This window comes from Streptomyces sp. R11 (genome assembly GCF_041051905.1).
GTDB lineage: Bacteria > Actinomycetota > Actinomycetes > Streptomycetales > Streptomycetaceae > Streptomyces.
Window position 1 is genome coordinate 4,826,781 of the sequence record NZ_CP163432.1, and the last position, 14,003, is coordinate 4,840,783.

Here is a 14,003-nt window from a genome sequence, read left to right on the forward strand (position 1 = left end):
CGAGGGGAGTCGGGCCCGGCTCATTGCGGTGGCGACCGCGTCGCCCCAGGTCATGTCCGCGGCGCCCGTGCTACCGCGCACCTCGGTCGGTCGTGTCGCGGGGCGACGGTCCGCGTGAGGTGAGGGGGGTTTCGGACTCGACGCGGGTGAGCTTTTCGGGGTTGCGGACGTAGTAGAGGCCGGTGACCAGGGCGTTCTCCACGCGGAAGGCCAGCACACCGTCGATCTCGCCGCCCAGGCGCAGGATGAGTCCGGGGTTGCCGTTGACCATCGTGAACTCACCGGTGAGGGTGCCGCCGGCCTTGTCGATGCTGCCGGCCATGTAACGGAGCGCCTTGTCGGCGCCGACGACCGGCTGCAGGGCCGCCAGCTTGAGGCCGCCGCCGTCGCTGACGAAGACGACGTCCGGGGCGAGTACGTCGAGCAGCCCCTGCAGGTCCCCGGTCGCGAGCGCGCGCTGGAACGACTTCGACGCCTCCCGCGCTTCCTCCGGGGACGCCGGTGTGCGCGGTCGGCGGGCGTCGACGTGTCGGCGGGCGCGGTGGGCGATCTGGCGTGCGGCGGCCGGCGTCTTGTCGATCGCGGCCGCGATGTCGTCGTAGCCGAAGTCGAAGACCTCGCGCAGCACGAACACGGCGCGTTCGGTCGGTGAGAGGGCTTCGAGGATGAACATGAGCGCCAGCGACAGGTTCTCGGACAGTTCGACGTCCTCGGCCACGTCGGGCGCGGTGAGCAGGGGCTCGGGCAGCCAGGGGCCGACGTAGGCCTCCTTGCGCCGCTTGAGGGTGCGCAGCCGGTTGAGCGCTTGCCGGGTCGTGATCCGTACCAGGTAGGCGCGCTGGTCCCGCACCTGCGCCAGGTCGACCTCGACCCACCGCAGCCAGGCCTCCTGGAGGACGTCCTCGGCGTCCGCCGCCGATCCGAGCATCTCGTAGGCGACGGTGAACAGCAGGTCGCGGTGGGCGACGAAGGCCTCGGTCGCGCGGTCGGTGACGTGGTCGTTCATGTCGTGCGCTTCACTCTCTCGTGGTCGCCCCATGGGCCGGAGCAGGCCGTGGAACATGTACCCGGTCTGGTGGCGGGCTCGTCGGCAGCGGCCTTCCACCGATCGGGCCGGCCCGCGGAGTGGGCTGGACGGCTAGGCCGCGCGTCGAGTGCCGGACGGCGTCGTGGGGTCTTCCGGCTGAGGCGATTCCGGGCGGTCGGTGCGGTCGCCGTGGGATGCGCGGGAACTGGCCTTGCGTGCCCCGGACACCAGCTTGTTGAGGGTGAACCGGCAGGCGATCTCCTTGACGCCGGCACCGGGCCCCCCGCTGATGCTGAGCGCGTTCACCTTGTCGTTCGGGTAGGAGAACTGGGTGACGCCCTCCTTCCGGCCGAGGCTGAGGCACTGTCCCGCGAAGAACATGCGCACGGGAGCGGTCCTCTTCCCCGCGATCCGGCGCAGGATCGTGTCGGCGGCGGCCGGGCCCAGCTGTACGGCGGCCTGGCAGCTCATCCGGAACGGGTGGTCCGGCATCACCCCCGCGTCCCCGGCGGCGACGATGCGCTCGTCGTCCACGCTGGTCAGCGTCGTGTCGGTGAGCAGGCGCCCTTCGGCGTCGGTGCGCAGCCCGCTGCGGGCGGCCAGGTCCGGGACGCGGAATCCCGCAGTCCAGATCGTCACCGCGCCGGGCAGCACGCGGCCGTCGTCGAGCCGAACGGCGTCCTGGGTCACTTCCGTCACCTGCGCGCCGGGACCGTCGAGGACGGTCACACCCAGCTTGGCGAGCCGGCGGGCGATCGGGCGGCGAACCCGGGCATGCAGGGAGGGGCCGAGCACGTCGCCGCAGACCAGGGTGACCTTGCGGCCCGCTTCCGCCAGCTCGGCGGCGGTCTCCAAGCCGGTCGGGCCGGCCCCGACCACGGTCACCGGAGCCGACGCGGGCGCCGCGGCCAGCGCCGTCCGCAGTCGTTGTGCCCCTTCCAGGTCCGAGACCCAATGAGCGAACTCCGCCGCTCCGGGGACGCCTGGACCGGCGGCGCCGCTGCCCACCGCATAGACGAGGTAGTCGTACCCGACCGTGCCACCGCCCGCGAGTGACACCTGGCGGTCGGCGGCGTCGATCCGGGTCGCGGTGTCGACCACCAGCCGGACGTTTGCGCCCAGGACCTTGCCGAAGCTCTCGACCGCGTCGTCGGAGCCGGTCACGAGCTGGTGCAGGCGGATCCGCTCGACGAAGTCGGGACGCGGATTGACCAGGGTCACCGACACGCCATCGCGCCGAGCCAGGCTGTTGGCCGCCGTGACGCCCCCGTACCCGCCGCCGACCACGAGCACCTTCACGTTCCCGTTCATCGTGTCTCCCTTGCGTTGTGGTTTCGGCATGGAGACACCGGGCGCGCGGGCGGTGTGACAGCCCGCGGATGAGACGTGGCGCACATCGGACGCGGTGTGGGCGGACTACGACTGGCAGGTCAAGGCGATCCAGCGGCACCGGGGCCGGCCATGCCCTGCGCTGCGTCGGCTGATCCGCAGCCGAACGGCACGGCCTTGAGGACGCGGGTCATCTGGTTCCCGCGGCGCCCGTCGCAACGAGGCCCAGCAGATTGTCGTGAATCTCGGTGAACCGGGCCCGCACCGCCTCCGCGGCCTTGGCGACATCGCGTGCGGCGGGGTCGCGAGGCCGTTCGAGCAGCAGTTGGACGGTGTCGGCCAGGGCGGTTTCGGGATCGTCGATGCTGAGCGGGTCTGCGGCATCGGCGTTGTTCATGACGGTGACGAACCCGACCAGCACGGCGTGCAGGGCGTACATCTGCCTGGGCAGCGGGAGATCGTCGCGCACGATCCCGTGGTCGCGGAGGATCGTCAGGACCGCGTTGCCCAGCGCGCTCGTGGTGGCCTCGGCGAAGCGCTCCTGGTCGGCGGGGCGGTGGAGCAGCTGCCGCATGGCGCTGTCGTCGCTCTGGAGCCATCGCAGCCACGGGTTGCCCAGTGTGGTGCGGACCAGCAGCGGAGCCAGACGGCGGGGCAGGACGGACTGCGGGTTCCGGGCGATCTGGTCGTTGATGGTCTCGATCCAGGCCAGCACCTCGCGCGCGGCCAGCCCCACGATCAGGTCTTCCTTGGTTTCCCAGTACAGGTAGACCGTGCCCGGGGCCCCGGCCAGGAGATGCGGATTCCGCGTGGATGTGGTGACACGCCTGGGGCACGGCGTCCGGAACGACAAGGGCCAGCCCGGGAGGACACTCCTCCCGAGCTGGCCCTTTTCCGTGTGCCCCCGGCACGATTCGAACCTGCGACACCCGCTTTGGGAGTTCGATCCTGACCCACCTCGACTGCGGTCGGCGACTGGTGGGACGGCCGGACAGAGTCGCTGGTGTACGCCCCCGTCCGGCATCGTGGATGTCAGATGCTTTCTGATGCGTGGCTCTCGGCGGATTCGGTCATTGGAGGTCATACAGGCTTCGCGGAGGGGCGCGGCGGCTGGCCAAGGGCAGCAAGCACACTCTGCCGTCTCACCGCACGCGAATTGCAGACCCCACATCCCGGCCCGCCCGCACTCTGGCAAGGTGACCGGCATGGCCACCACACCCGAGATGCGCGAGACATCGCTGCAACTCCTTCGCGTCGACTCCCCGGCCCTGGCCGGCCTGTCCAGGGCCCTGCTCTCGTTCGCTGAGACCCAGCGACGGATGCAGGCCAACCTCGACATGACCGGCCTGTCCAGGGCCCTGCTCTCGTTCGCTGAGACCCAGCGACGGATGCAGGCCAACCTCGACATGACCGGCCTGTCCAGGGCCCTGCTCTCGTTCGCCGAGACCCAGCGACGGATGCAGGCCAACCTCAGCCTGACCGTCGGCGCCACCGACCTGTCCCAGTTGATGAGCATGGTGGAGGGGCTCCGTACCCTCAGTCAGGCTCAGCTCACGACCGCCGCAGCCGCAGTGGAAGAGAGCTGCCGGACCACGGCCGAGGACGACGTTCCCGAGGAACTGGTGGCCGAGCTGGAGGACACCGTCCGTGACTTCACCGCCTCGGAAGCCATCGAGTACCTTCCGGTCGAGGTGAGCCGCAAGCAGTTTGCCCTATACGTAGGCGCCGTCATCATGACGTCCTTGATGACGGTGACATTCTCCAACGAGACCGCTGACGGCATCCTCGGCAAGTTCCTGGAGCTAAGCGGATTGGTAGCGCTCGTAATGGTCGCAGCAGAGAAGGCACACGACCGCGTCACCGGCGCCACCACTGAAGCGAACTCCGACGGCGTTAGCGACAGCCCCGAGAGCAGCTGACCGCTACAGACGAGGATCGACTGCGCCGGCCCTCAGCCCCACAGGCAGCGCTGTCTTGACCCGCACCACTCCGCCCCCACTGCCGGAACTCGTGAACCTGGCCTCGGACGGTGCACTGCCGGATGTCCTCTGCCAGCTCTCAAGCTTGGGCGGCTGCACCCACCCGATCCGCCTCGACGGCCACCGCACCGAGTACGACGTCGACACCGCAACCGGCGAGATCGGCCGCATCCTCCACCACCTCGACTCGACCAGCCTCCCGGCCGGCCAACTCCTCGTTCGCTGCAACAACCGCCGCACCACCCGCTGTCCCGCCTGCGCAGAGGTCTACCGCCGCGACACCTTCCACCTGATCACCTCCGGCCTGCGCGGCGGCAAGGGCACCCCGGAACACGTCGCCGCCCACCCGCGCGTGTTCGCCACCTTCACCGCGCCGAGCTTCGGCCCGGTCCACAACCGCCCCACCGGCCCGGCCGGAACGGCCCGTCCCTGCCGATTCGGGGGTGTGTTGGGCGGCGTGCTGGCGCTCGTCCTGGTTCCGTTCAACGGCACGGTCCCGCTGTGGGAGAGCCTGGTGATTCTCGCCGTGATGTTTCTCAATCCCAGGTCTCTAACCTGGGGGTTCGTATTGGAGCGGGTGACGAGAATCGAACTCGCGCTCTCAGCTTGGGAAGCGACGGCGCTTAGGCACCCACATGGCTGCTGATGTGCACGGATTCGTTGTACCGCCGCAGGCGTGGTCGTCCGCCGCCGCGAGGACGTCCACGGATTCCAGGCACTGCCTCGCCACTGGGTCGTCGAAAGATCCTTCGCCTGGCTCCTGCGCAGCCGACGCCTGGTCCGGGACTACGAGCGACGCACCGACACCAGCGAAGCCGTCATCCGGTGGTCGATGATCGCGCTCATGAACCGCCGCCTGGCCGGCCGACAGCACCAGCATCATGGGCCTGCTGCGATGCCGGCAGCGTGAACCTTCCTGGCTTCGCCTCCACCAGCCAGCCCCGTTCCACCAGCCTCTTCAGACGTGCTCTCGCCCCCTCGACGCGGGAGGCGGACGCGCTGTCCCAGCCGAGCACCACGGCCGTCCGCCGGGCATCCAGCCCGTCGGCTCCGGCCTCCGTCGCGGCCGCCATCACCGCCTGGCAGTCCACCGACAGGTCCTCCACCCCGGCCGTGTTCTCCCGGTGAGGCACCGCGCGTCGCGGTCCGACCGGCTTCCTCTGCGACGACCCGCCGACCACCGCGGCGGGCGCTTCCTCCTCGGCCAGCGCCTCCAGATACTGCTCGAGACCGATCACCCGGCGCCTGAGCACCTCTTCCGCGTCCGTCAAGTCGGTCCGCACCCGCTTCAGTTCGGCTTCGAGCTCCTCGACCTGCACCGCCGCGGCCATTAGACGTGATTCCAGAACCGCCCGCATCGACGGCATCCGCCACCCCCACAACATCCCGACCGGCAACGAGCCGAGGCTTCCGCGGCAGCTGCGATCCCATGTCTGACCAGCGGAATCCACACATGAGGTTCGGAAAGAGAACGACCTCTAGAGCCGTGGAGCCGACCGCCCCAGCCACGACGTACCTCTTCTCTGGCATCAGGTGGTGCATGCTTTGAGCGCGGCACGGGCGCCGGCCGGGCTGGAGCGGGACGAAGGCAGGAGCGCAGGCCCGGCCGGGGGCCGGGCCGCGCGCGGGGAGCGGAGCGAGCCGCCTTGAACCAGTAGAGAAAGTTGTAACTCAGTCGGCCGCGTGGGGCTTGTCCGGTCCCGGGTGATGTTTGACAGTTCGGTCCCAGCTGATGGTTGACAGTGGCCGTGATCGGCTTTTCTGTGCGCGTCGTTGCGGCGTGTGGCAGGAGGCCGGGATTGGCGCTGGTGGAGTTGTCAGTTGTTGAGCAGAGATACCGGGCGGTGCTGGCGGGTGCGACGGTGACCCAGGTCGCCGCCCAGTTGGGGGTGTCCCGTCAGACGGTCAGCGGGTGGAAGTCCCGGTATGCCTCCTCGGGTCTGGCGGGTCTGGCGGACCGTTCACGCAGGCCGGCCTCGTGTCCGCATCAGGCGTCTGCCGAGGTGGAGGCGGCTGTCTGTGAGCTGCGGCGCAAGCATCCCCGATGGGGTCCGCGGCGGATCGCCCATGTTGTCCAGGCCCACCGTCAAGCATCACCTGGGACCACAACGTCAGGCATCAGCTGGGATCCGACACGGCCGCGTGGGGCTTTGTCTTGTCTCGGTTGATGCTTGACGCTGTGGCCTCACTTGATGCTTGACACCGCTTGCCTCGGCTTGGCTGTGCGCGTCTGATCGGAGCGTGCAGGGAGGGCCGAGGCCGGTCGGCTCTGACCCACGCAGCCCCTTCCTTGATCAGGAACCAGACATTCTGGGATCAGGAATGCGCCACTCGGAACGCGATGCTCGAATAGGCCCTCTTGCCCTGCGGGCTGACTCGACCAGTCAGCCGTGATCAAGGGGGTTTCATGCGCATTGCGCATCACAGACGTGTCCTCGCCGGAGCCGCGGCCTCAGCCACAGCAGCGATGCTTGTGCTCACCGGCACCCCGGCGGACGCCCAGCCTGTCTCTCCGCCAGCGGCTCCATCGGCGAAGGCCGACTCCACCGCCCTCACTCAGCTCGCCGAAGGCTATCTGCAGCAGCGGGCCGACATGCTGACGACGACTCGTCCGACGGCCAGAGCCGCGACCGCCCGCGTCCGGGCCACGCGCTCCATGACCGCGCAGGTGCAGGATGATCTCGCCGCACTGGTGGAAAAGGGCAAGCGGTACAAGGAAGTCGACGGCGGCTACACGAAGGCGCAGGTCGATGTGGAGGTGGCCGACACTTCCGTCACCGGCCAGTCGGCAACGCTCCAGCTCATCGAGCGCACCCGCCTCTACCTCCCCTTCACGCCGCAGGAGGTCGCGGACGGCGCTCCGGAGTACGAGGAACTGTCCGTCCCGCACACCGTGAAGTTCACCCAAGGCTCCGACGGTGCCTGGCTGCTGTCGTCTGACAGGGCCGACACCAAGGGCGGTCCGACGCCGACCACGCAGGTGTCCGAGGCGGACGCCGCTGACGGCACCGATGACGGGGGCGGTAAGGCAGAAGAGGACGAGGGAAGCAAGGACGCCGCGTCTGGCACCGCTCCGCTTCCCGGCAACAGCGACGACTCCGGCGACAAGCGGGAGGTCAGGGGCTACAGCTACGGCAAGATGGTTGCCTACGCGGACAAGTACTGGGACCACCACAACAGCGCCTGGCGCACGTACGGCACCGACTGCACCAACTTCATCTCCCAGGCGATGCATGCCGGCGGCTGGGGCCCCAAGGGCGGCGCGATCATCCAGCGGCCCAGCAACAAGTACTGGTTCTACGGACCGACGACGTGGACCACCAGCTACACATGGGCGGCTGCGGAGAACTGGTACTGGTTCGCGAAGAAGCACTCGAAGCGGACCAAGATCCTCGACAACGTGTGGAAGATGGCCAAGTCGGACGTACTCCAAGCTGACTGGGGCCGCGACAACAACATCGACCACACGATGATCGTCACGAAGAAGTACCGGGGCACCCCCTACCTGACGTACCACACCAGCGACACCCACAACAAAAGCCTGAAGAAGCTCCTCTCGGACCACCCGCGTGCCTGGTGGTACGCGCACCGCACCTGACAGGCTGCTGATCCCCCTCACAGGAACCACATAGGAGTGCGCTGTGGAGCGTCGACATCTTCTGGCTGTGCCGGCCGCTCTGGCCGCTCTTGCCTTCGCATCCGGCTGCTCGTCCGGTGATGACGAGGCCAAGTCCTCAAGCCCCTCGAACCCCTCGGCCTCGGCATCGTCCGACGGGGCCCGCGAGGCCGTCGTGGCGTACGTGAACGCCCTGAACTCCCGCAGTGCCGACGGCCTGATCGAAGTCGGGGGCGTGAAGGACGAGAAGTGGTCCAGGCACGAGGCCGAGCAGATTCTCGCGGACAAGGGCGGGCGGGGGTGGAAGATCAAGGACGTGCAGGTCGAGCACGACATGGGCCCGGACACCGGCTCGGCCCGCCTGATGGCCGAGGACAAGGCAGGAAAGGCCATGCGGGACACCTTCACCGTGACGCGGGAGAAGGGCGCCTGGCACCTCGTGGTCTTCACACAGCAGCCTGCGGAGTCCGGTAAGGAATCCGCGTCTACCGACAAGCCGAGTTCCTGACAGACCTGTTCTGGTGGCCTGCACCCGTCACCCGGGTGCAGGCCGCCACAGCCATTGGGCTCCGCCGGTGACGACACCGAACCAATTCCAGATGTCCTTCGAGGGCCGGGTCCGCAGCGTCGTGGTGGACGGTCAGGATGTGACCGGAAGTGTCGCTGCTGTCGAAGTGCACGCTGAGCCTTCAAGGGCTGGCGTGGGGCTTGAAGTCGTATGCGCAGGCTGGGAGTTCGACCCCATAGCGGTGGGCCAGCGGCATGAAGAGCACTGGCCGGATCGTCCACGTGATGCGCGTGCGCTCTTGAGTGATCGACACTGTGCAGGGCTCCGACCGTAGGAGAGCTCGCCGCGTCTCGATGCGGCCCTCGTACAGCCAATCCCATGCCTCGTCGGAGGCTTCAGAATCCAGAGCGGGTGTGATCGTGCGCAGCTGCCCGGCATGCGCGGAGGTCTACGGCCGCGATACCTTCCACCTGATCACCTCCGGCCTGCGCGGCGGCAAGGGCACCCCGGAACACGTCGCCGCCCACCCACGCGTGTTCGCCACCTTCACCGCCGAGCTTCGGCCCGGTCCACAACCGCCCCACCGGCCCGGCCGGAACGGCCCGTCCCTGCCGCTGCGGCGTCACCCACGACCAGGACGACGACACACTCGGCACCCCGCTCAGCCCGCACACCTACGACTACGAATCCGCCGTTCTCTGGAACGCCCACGCCGGTCAGCTCTGGCGGCGCTTTTCCACCTACCTGCGCCGAGAGGTGGCCAAGCGCGCGGGCCTCTCACAGCGTCGGTTCCGCGAACACGCCCGCGTGTCCTTCGCCAAGGTCGCCGAGTACCAGAAGCGCGGCGCCGTCCACTTCCACGCGGTCATACGCCTCGACGGTCCCAACGGCGGTGACACTGCGCCCCCGGCCTGGGCCACCGCCGAGCTGCTCACCGACGCCATCCGCACCGCCACAGCCAAGGTCCACGTGGACGGCCCGGTCATCGACAGCCGCGCCCACTCCTTCAAGTTCGGCCGCCAACTCGACGTCCGCACCATCCGATCCGCCGACTTCAACGACGGCCAGGAGCTGACCGAGCGGGCCGTAGCGGCGTACATCGCCAAGTACGCGACCAAGAGCGCCGAGACGGCCACGGGTGCCCTGGACCGGCCGCTGAAGTTCGCAGCCGAGCTGGCACAGCTCGACATCAGCGACCATGCCCGCCGCCTGATCCGCACCGCGTGGGAGCTCGGCGCGCGCAAGGAACTGCAAGAACTCCGGCTCCAGGCCTGGGCTCACATGCTCGGATTCCGCGGCCACTTCTCCACCAAGTCCCGTCGCTACTCCACCACCCTCGGCGCGCTCCGCGATGCCCGCGCCGAATGGCGCCGCGCGCAAGCCGCTGCCGCAGCACCTGAACGCGAGACGGGCACGACGTACGTCCTCGCGCACTGGGTCTTCGCCGGAACCGGCCTCTCGGACACCGAAGCCTGGCTTGCCGCATCCCTCGAACCCGTCCCCGGAACGGAAGGAGAACCCACCGCATGACCGAGCGCCACCTGTCCATCGACCAGGTCGCCGAGTTGCTCGGCACGACCAGTCGATTCCCTCGGCGGCTGATCGAGGAGCGGCGCATCCGGTACGTGAAGGTCGGCCGGCACGTCCGCATCCCGGAGAGCGCGGTCGAGGAGTTCATTCAGTCCCGCACTGTCGAGCCGATCAGGCTCCGTGTCACCGGACTTCGGAGGGCTGCCTGATGGCCAACAAGAAGGGCAGACGCCGCCGCTTCGGTGCAGTGCGGAAGTATCGGTCCGGTCGCTGGACTGCGTCCTACCTTGGCCCCGACGGTGAGCGCATTCGCGCGGACGAGACCTTCGAGACCAAGAAGGACGCGGAAGTCTGGCTGTCCCAGGTAGAAGCAGACCTGACCCGAGGGGACTGGCGCGCTCCCGACGCCGGAGCGGTCAACTTCCGTGTCTACGCGGAGAAGTGGGTCGAGGAACGGGAACTGGCCGTTCGCACTGACGACCTGTACTAGCACCTCCTACGACTCCACATCCTCCCGACCTTCGGCAGCCTCGACCTGGACGAGATCACGGCACCGCGCGTCCGTGAGTGGCGTGCTGAGCCTCTCCGCACGACCAAAGCGAAGACGACCGTCGCCAAGGCCTACCGCCTCCTCAAGGGCATCTTCGAGACGGCCGTCGACGACGACCTGATCAGCCGCAACCCGTGTCGGATCAAAGGCGCGGGCACGGAGTCAGCCGCCGAACGTCGTATCGCCACCGTCGCCCAAGTCGACGCGCTCGCCGATGCGATCGGCATCCGCTGGCGCCTGATGGTCTACCTCGGCGCGTACGGCCCGATGCGCCCCGAGGAGCTGGCCGGCCTGCGCCGCCGGGACGTCGACCTCGACAACCTGGTGATCCGCGTCCGCGTCGCCGAGCCCGAGCGGACCAACGGCAGACGCGCTCCCGGCGAGACCAAGTCCGAGGCGGGCGTTCGTGTCGTCGTGCTCCCGGCCTTCCTGCACAAGGAGGTGAAGCGGCATCTCGCTTGGTACGCGGAGAAGGGGCCGGAGGGCTTGGTCTTCGTCGGTGAGAAGGGCGCTCCCTTCCGGCGCACCTCCTTCGGTCGGAAGTGGCGCCGGGCTCGCGCGGTCGTCGGTCTCCCGGACGACTTCCGCTTCTACGACCTTCGTCACACCGGGCACACGCTTTCGACCCGCTCCGGTGCCACCCTCAAGGACACGATGGTCCGGGCCGGTCAGTCCTCCGAGAAAGCCGCCCTGATCTATCAGCACTCCGACGAGGAGCGGCAGCGCGAGGTGGCCGCCGGGCTCGACGACCTGGTCCGCGCCGAGCGTGCGAAGCACCACACGGAGCACCACAAGGACGACCCCGCGCACCGCAACGAGGAGGCCGCCGAGAGCTAATGGTGCGGTTGTGGTGCGCACCCCGCGCACCGGTCTAGACAACAAAGAACCCCCGGGTCTCTGACCTGGGGGTTTCGCATGGAGCGGGTGACGAGAATCGAACTCGCGCTCTCAGCTTGGGAAGCTGATGTTCTACCATTAAACTACACCCGCGCAAGACCCCGCCGGGAAGATCCGAGGATCTGGAGGCGGCGTCCGATCGCCTGGTCACTGTACCTCATCACCGGCCCCCGGCGCTGAAGCCGCGGGGCCTGAGTGCGTTTCAGGGGGCGGGATCCGGGTGCAGGGGGCCGGAGTTGGGGCGTACCGTGGAGGGGCGTGAGAGGGGTCGGGCGGGGTCGGAGTGCCGCCTGGAGGACCGTCCCTTTGATCCCGTAATGTGGCCTCTCGTCGTCAGGCAGGCAGCAGCCAGACGCGGCTCTTGGGGAAGGGACTCTTGGACTTGATGGAGCGCACCGTCGTCCGTTGTGCCGATGGGCACGTGTTCAGCACCGCTTCGTTCCCGATGCAGCAGGCCGATCGCCTCGGCCCCGGCCGGCTCCTCCGGTGTCCCCGGTGTGCCCGGCTTCGGAGTGTGGTGCCGGTGACGCTGGAGAAGCGGTAGCGGAACGGTAGTAAGTAGAAGTAGCTGTAACAGGAGTATCAGCAGTCACAGCAGGTGCAGCGCCAGGCGCGCGGCGGCGCGATTGTGGCCGTTCCGCGCGCCTTGCGTATCCTCGGGGCGTGCTTCTCTCAGACAAGGACATCCGGGCCGAGATCGACGCCGGGCGGGTACGGATCGATCCCTACGACCAGACCATGGTGCAGCCGTCCAGCATCGACGTACGGCTCGACCGGTACTTCCGGGTGTTCGAGAACCACCGGTACCCGCACATCGACCCCTCGATCGAGCAGGCGGATCTCACGCGGCTCGTGGAGCCGGAGGGGGATGAGCCGTTCATCCTGCATCCCGGGGAGTTCGTGCTGGCCTCGACGTACGAGGTCATCACGCTGCCCGATGATCTGGCATCGCGGCTCGAGGGGAAGAGCTCGCTCGGGCGGCTCGGGCTTGTCACCCACTCCACCGCCGGGTTCATCGACCCGGGGTTCAGCGGGCACGTCACCCTTGAGCTGTCCAACCTCGCAACGCTCCCCATCAAGCTCTGGCCCGGCATGAAGATCGGGCAGCTGTGCATGTTCCGGCTCAGCTCGCCCGCCGAGTTCCCGTACGGGAGCGAGCGGTACGGGTCGCGGTACCAGGGGCAGCGCGGGCCGACCGCCTCCCGGTCCTTCCAGAACTTCCATCGGACCCAGGTGTGAGCGGCGGGATGAGCGAAGAGCAGTCACGCGAGAACCTCACCTACGAGCGCTTCGGCACCGCCGTCCGTGAGCTCGCGCAGGCCATCGCCGACGACGGCTACGAGCCGGACATCGTGCTCAGCATCGCCCGTGGTGGGGTTTTCGTCGCCGGTGGGCTCGCCTACGCCCTGGACTGCAAGAACCTTCATCTGGTGAATGTCGAGGTTTAGTCGGGCGCGGCATACCACAGGGCTCTGACCTGGGCAAACTCCCTGGTCAGGGCTCTTTTGTTGTGCTCGTTCGTACCTGTTCGATGTAGGTCGTGCTGGGTGCTCTGCTGAGATTCTGCTGAGTCCGTGGGGGCTCCGGTGGGGGAAGTTAGTTGCCTCCCGGGCGAAGTCGCCTGTACCGTCCCACGAAGCAACGACCCCCCGAGGCTGTCACCAAGGGGGGCCGCCCGGCGGGCTGTCACCCGCTGGGAAGTACACCTAGAGAAGTGGGTCTCTAGATGCGCGTCCAGCGTACCCGGCACACCCGTGCCTACGTGCAGATCCCTAACGAGATCGCACAGTCCAACATGTCGTTGTCTGAGCTTGGCCTTCTCGTCAAGCTGCTGTCTCTGCCGGACAAGAACAACGCCACGGTAGAGAAGATCACTACCCGCGTCCCGGACGGTCGTAGGACCGTCTCCAACGCCATGGCCGGACTCGTTGAGCGTCGGTACGTCCACCGCGCCCGAGTCCAGGACCCCGAGAGCGGACGTTGGGTCACCCTCACCTCTGTCTCTGACACCCCGACTGACCACATTCCGACGGTCGGGGAGCCGACCACACCGGATGTCGGCGACTACCCCAAGGGGAAAGACGCGGAGCGAAATGACCACCTCCCTACGCCTCCCGCTGAGGAGCCGGACGGCTCCGAGGGCAGCGCCAATGGGGAGGGGGAGGAAGAGGCTCCCCAGAAGACAGACGACGCCCTGACCGAGCGAGCCGTGAAGGCTCTCCACAGGCTTGCCATTCACGAGCCCCGGCTTCTGCTGACCAACCGCGAGGCTCAGCGCCTGGCGCCGCTGGCCGCTCGGTGGCTTTCCGAGGGGTTCCACGAGATGGAAGTGATTCGGACCCTCACGAAGGCCCTGCCTTCTCCCGTGGCCTCTGCTGCCGCTCTCGTCCACTTCCGGCTCAAGAACCACGAGCCCGAGCGGACTCCTGCCCCCATGCCCTCTCAGGCGCCCTCAGAGCCCGTCAATCGGGCTGAGTGCCCTAAGTGCCACAGGCCCTATCGAGCGGGCCACCCCGGCGGCATCTGCCGCGACTGCCGCGAAGACGGCTGACCTCTCTCACCCATCA

General features: G+C 68.2%; 10 protein-coding genes, 1 tRNA gene and 7 pseudogenes. 12 read left to right on the forward strand and 6 right to left on the reverse strand.

The genetic code is table 11. From position 1 onward, the window contains the following. Positions 1 to 70: 70 nt before the first annotated feature. From AB5J55_RS22180 to AB5J55_RS22190, 3 genes are all read right to left on the reverse strand, one after another. Positions 71 to 1,006, reverse strand: coding sequence for an RNA polymerase sigma-70 factor (locus tag AB5J55_RS22180; RefSeq protein ID WP_369272345.1), 936 nt, complete (start codon positions 1,004 to 1,006; stop codon positions 71 to 73). A 132-nt stretch (positions 1,007 to 1,138) separates the two neighbouring features. Next, the gene (locus tag AB5J55_RS22185) at positions 1,139 to 2,338 is read right to left on the reverse strand and encodes an NAD(P)/FAD-dependent oxidoreductase (RefSeq protein ID WP_369272346.1); all 1,200 of its coding nucleotides are present in this window, start codon (positions 2,336 to 2,338) and stop codon (positions 1,139 to 1,141) included. Between the two features lie 208 nt (positions 2,339 to 2,546). Then, on the reverse strand, positions 2,547 to 3,092 hold the full coding sequence (locus AB5J55_RS22190; protein ID WP_369272347.1) for a hypothetical protein: 546 nt from the start codon (positions 3,090 to 3,092) through the stop codon (positions 2,547 to 2,549). Positions 3,093 to 3,561: 469 nt separating this feature from the next. On the opposite strand from AB5J55_RS22190, the gene AB5J55_RS22195 reads away from it, so the two are divergent. The 3 genes and pseudogenes from AB5J55_RS22195 to AB5J55_RS22205 form a co-directional block, all read left to right on the forward strand. Next, positions 3,562 to 4,275 (forward strand): hypothetical protein, encoded by a 714-nt coding sequence (locus tag AB5J55_RS22195; protein WP_369272348.1) that lies wholly within the window; start codon positions 3,562 to 3,564, stop codon positions 4,273 to 4,275. 115 nt (positions 4,276 to 4,390) lie between these two features. After that, positions 4,391 to 4,771: pseudogene (locus AB5J55_RS22200) on the forward strand (replication initiator); the annotation flags it as partial. Between the two features lie 243 nt (positions 4,772 to 5,014). Further along, positions 5,015 to 5,245, forward strand: a pseudogene (locus tag AB5J55_RS22205) (transposase); the annotation flags it as partial. Here AB5J55_RS22205 and AB5J55_RS22210 read toward each other — a convergent pair. Further along, a complete protein-coding gene (locus AB5J55_RS22210; RefSeq protein WP_369276261.1) occupies positions 5,178 to 5,693 on the reverse strand; it encodes a hypothetical protein in 516 nt (171 codons plus the stop codon). The pseudogene AB5J55_RS22205 and the gene AB5J55_RS22210 sit on opposite strands and share 68 nt — an antisense overlap. 447 nt (positions 5,694 to 6,140) lie before the next feature. Between AB5J55_RS22210 and AB5J55_RS22215 the strand changes: the two are divergent. From AB5J55_RS22215 to AB5J55_RS22225, 3 genes and pseudogenes are all read left to right on the forward strand, one after another. After that, positions 6,141 to 6,413: pseudogene (locus AB5J55_RS22215) on the forward strand (helix-turn-helix domain-containing protein); the annotation flags it as partial. Positions 6,414 to 6,742: 329 nt separating this feature from the next. Beyond that, positions 6,743 to 7,933, forward strand: coding sequence for an amidase domain-containing protein (locus AB5J55_RS22220; protein ID WP_369272349.1), 1,191 nt, complete (start codon positions 6,743 to 6,745; stop codon positions 7,931 to 7,933). Positions 7,934 to 7,976: 43 nt separating this feature from the next. Further along, on the forward strand, positions 7,977 to 8,459 hold the full coding sequence (locus tag AB5J55_RS22225; protein WP_369272350.1) for a hypothetical protein: 483 nt from the start codon (positions 7,977 to 7,979) through the stop codon (positions 8,457 to 8,459). Between the two features lie 181 nt (positions 8,460 to 8,640). Here the strand turns inward: AB5J55_RS22225 and AB5J55_RS22230 are convergent. Continuing rightward, positions 8,641 to 8,886, reverse strand: a pseudogene (locus AB5J55_RS22230) (hypothetical protein); the annotation flags it as partial. A gap of 1 nt (position 8,887) precedes the next feature. On the opposite strand from AB5J55_RS22230, the pseudogene AB5J55_RS22235 reads away from it, so the two are divergent. The 3 genes and pseudogenes from AB5J55_RS22235 to AB5J55_RS22245 form a co-directional block, all read left to right on the forward strand. Further along, positions 8,888 to 9,989, forward strand: a pseudogene (locus AB5J55_RS22235) (replication initiator); the annotation flags it as partial. Continuing rightward, the gene (locus tag AB5J55_RS22240; RefSeq protein ID WP_369272351.1) at positions 9,986 to 10,198 is read left to right on the forward strand and encodes an excisionase family DNA-binding protein; all 213 of its coding nucleotides are present in this window, start codon (positions 9,986 to 9,988) and stop codon (positions 10,196 to 10,198) included. The pseudogene AB5J55_RS22235 and the gene AB5J55_RS22240, both read left to right, overlap by 4 nt. Further along, positions 10,198 to 11,376 (forward strand): annotated as a pseudogene (locus AB5J55_RS22245) (tyrosine-type recombinase/integrase). The gene AB5J55_RS22240 and the pseudogene AB5J55_RS22245 overlap by 1 nt, the downstream one beginning before the upstream one ends. A 79-nt stretch (positions 11,377 to 11,455) precedes the next feature. Here AB5J55_RS22245 and AB5J55_RS22250 read toward each other — a convergent pair. Continuing rightward, a tRNA-Gly gene (locus AB5J55_RS22250) sits at positions 11,456 to 11,529 on the reverse strand. Positions 11,530 to 12,099: 570 nt separating this feature from the next. Between AB5J55_RS22250 and dcd the strand changes: the two genes are divergently transcribed. The 3 genes and pseudogenes from dcd to AB5J55_RS22265 all read left to right on the forward strand — a co-directional run bounded on the left by dcd (position 12,100) and on the right by AB5J55_RS22265 (position 13,987). Next, the gene (dcd, locus tag AB5J55_RS22255) at positions 12,100 to 12,675 is read left to right on the forward strand and encodes a dCTP deaminase (protein ID WP_301998720.1); all 576 of its coding nucleotides are present in this window, start codon (positions 12,100 to 12,102) and stop codon (positions 12,673 to 12,675) included. Positions 12,676 to 12,683: 8 nt separating this feature from the next. Beyond that, a pseudogene (locus AB5J55_RS22260) lies at positions 12,684 to 12,878 on the forward strand (phosphoribosyltransferase); the annotation flags it as partial. A gap of 284 nt (positions 12,879 to 13,162) precedes the next feature. Beyond that, positions 13,163 to 13,987 (forward strand): helix-turn-helix domain-containing protein, encoded by an 825-nt coding sequence (locus AB5J55_RS22265; protein WP_369272352.1) that lies wholly within the window; start codon positions 13,163 to 13,165, stop codon positions 13,985 to 13,987. Positions 13,988 to 14,003 lie beyond the last annotated feature (16 nt).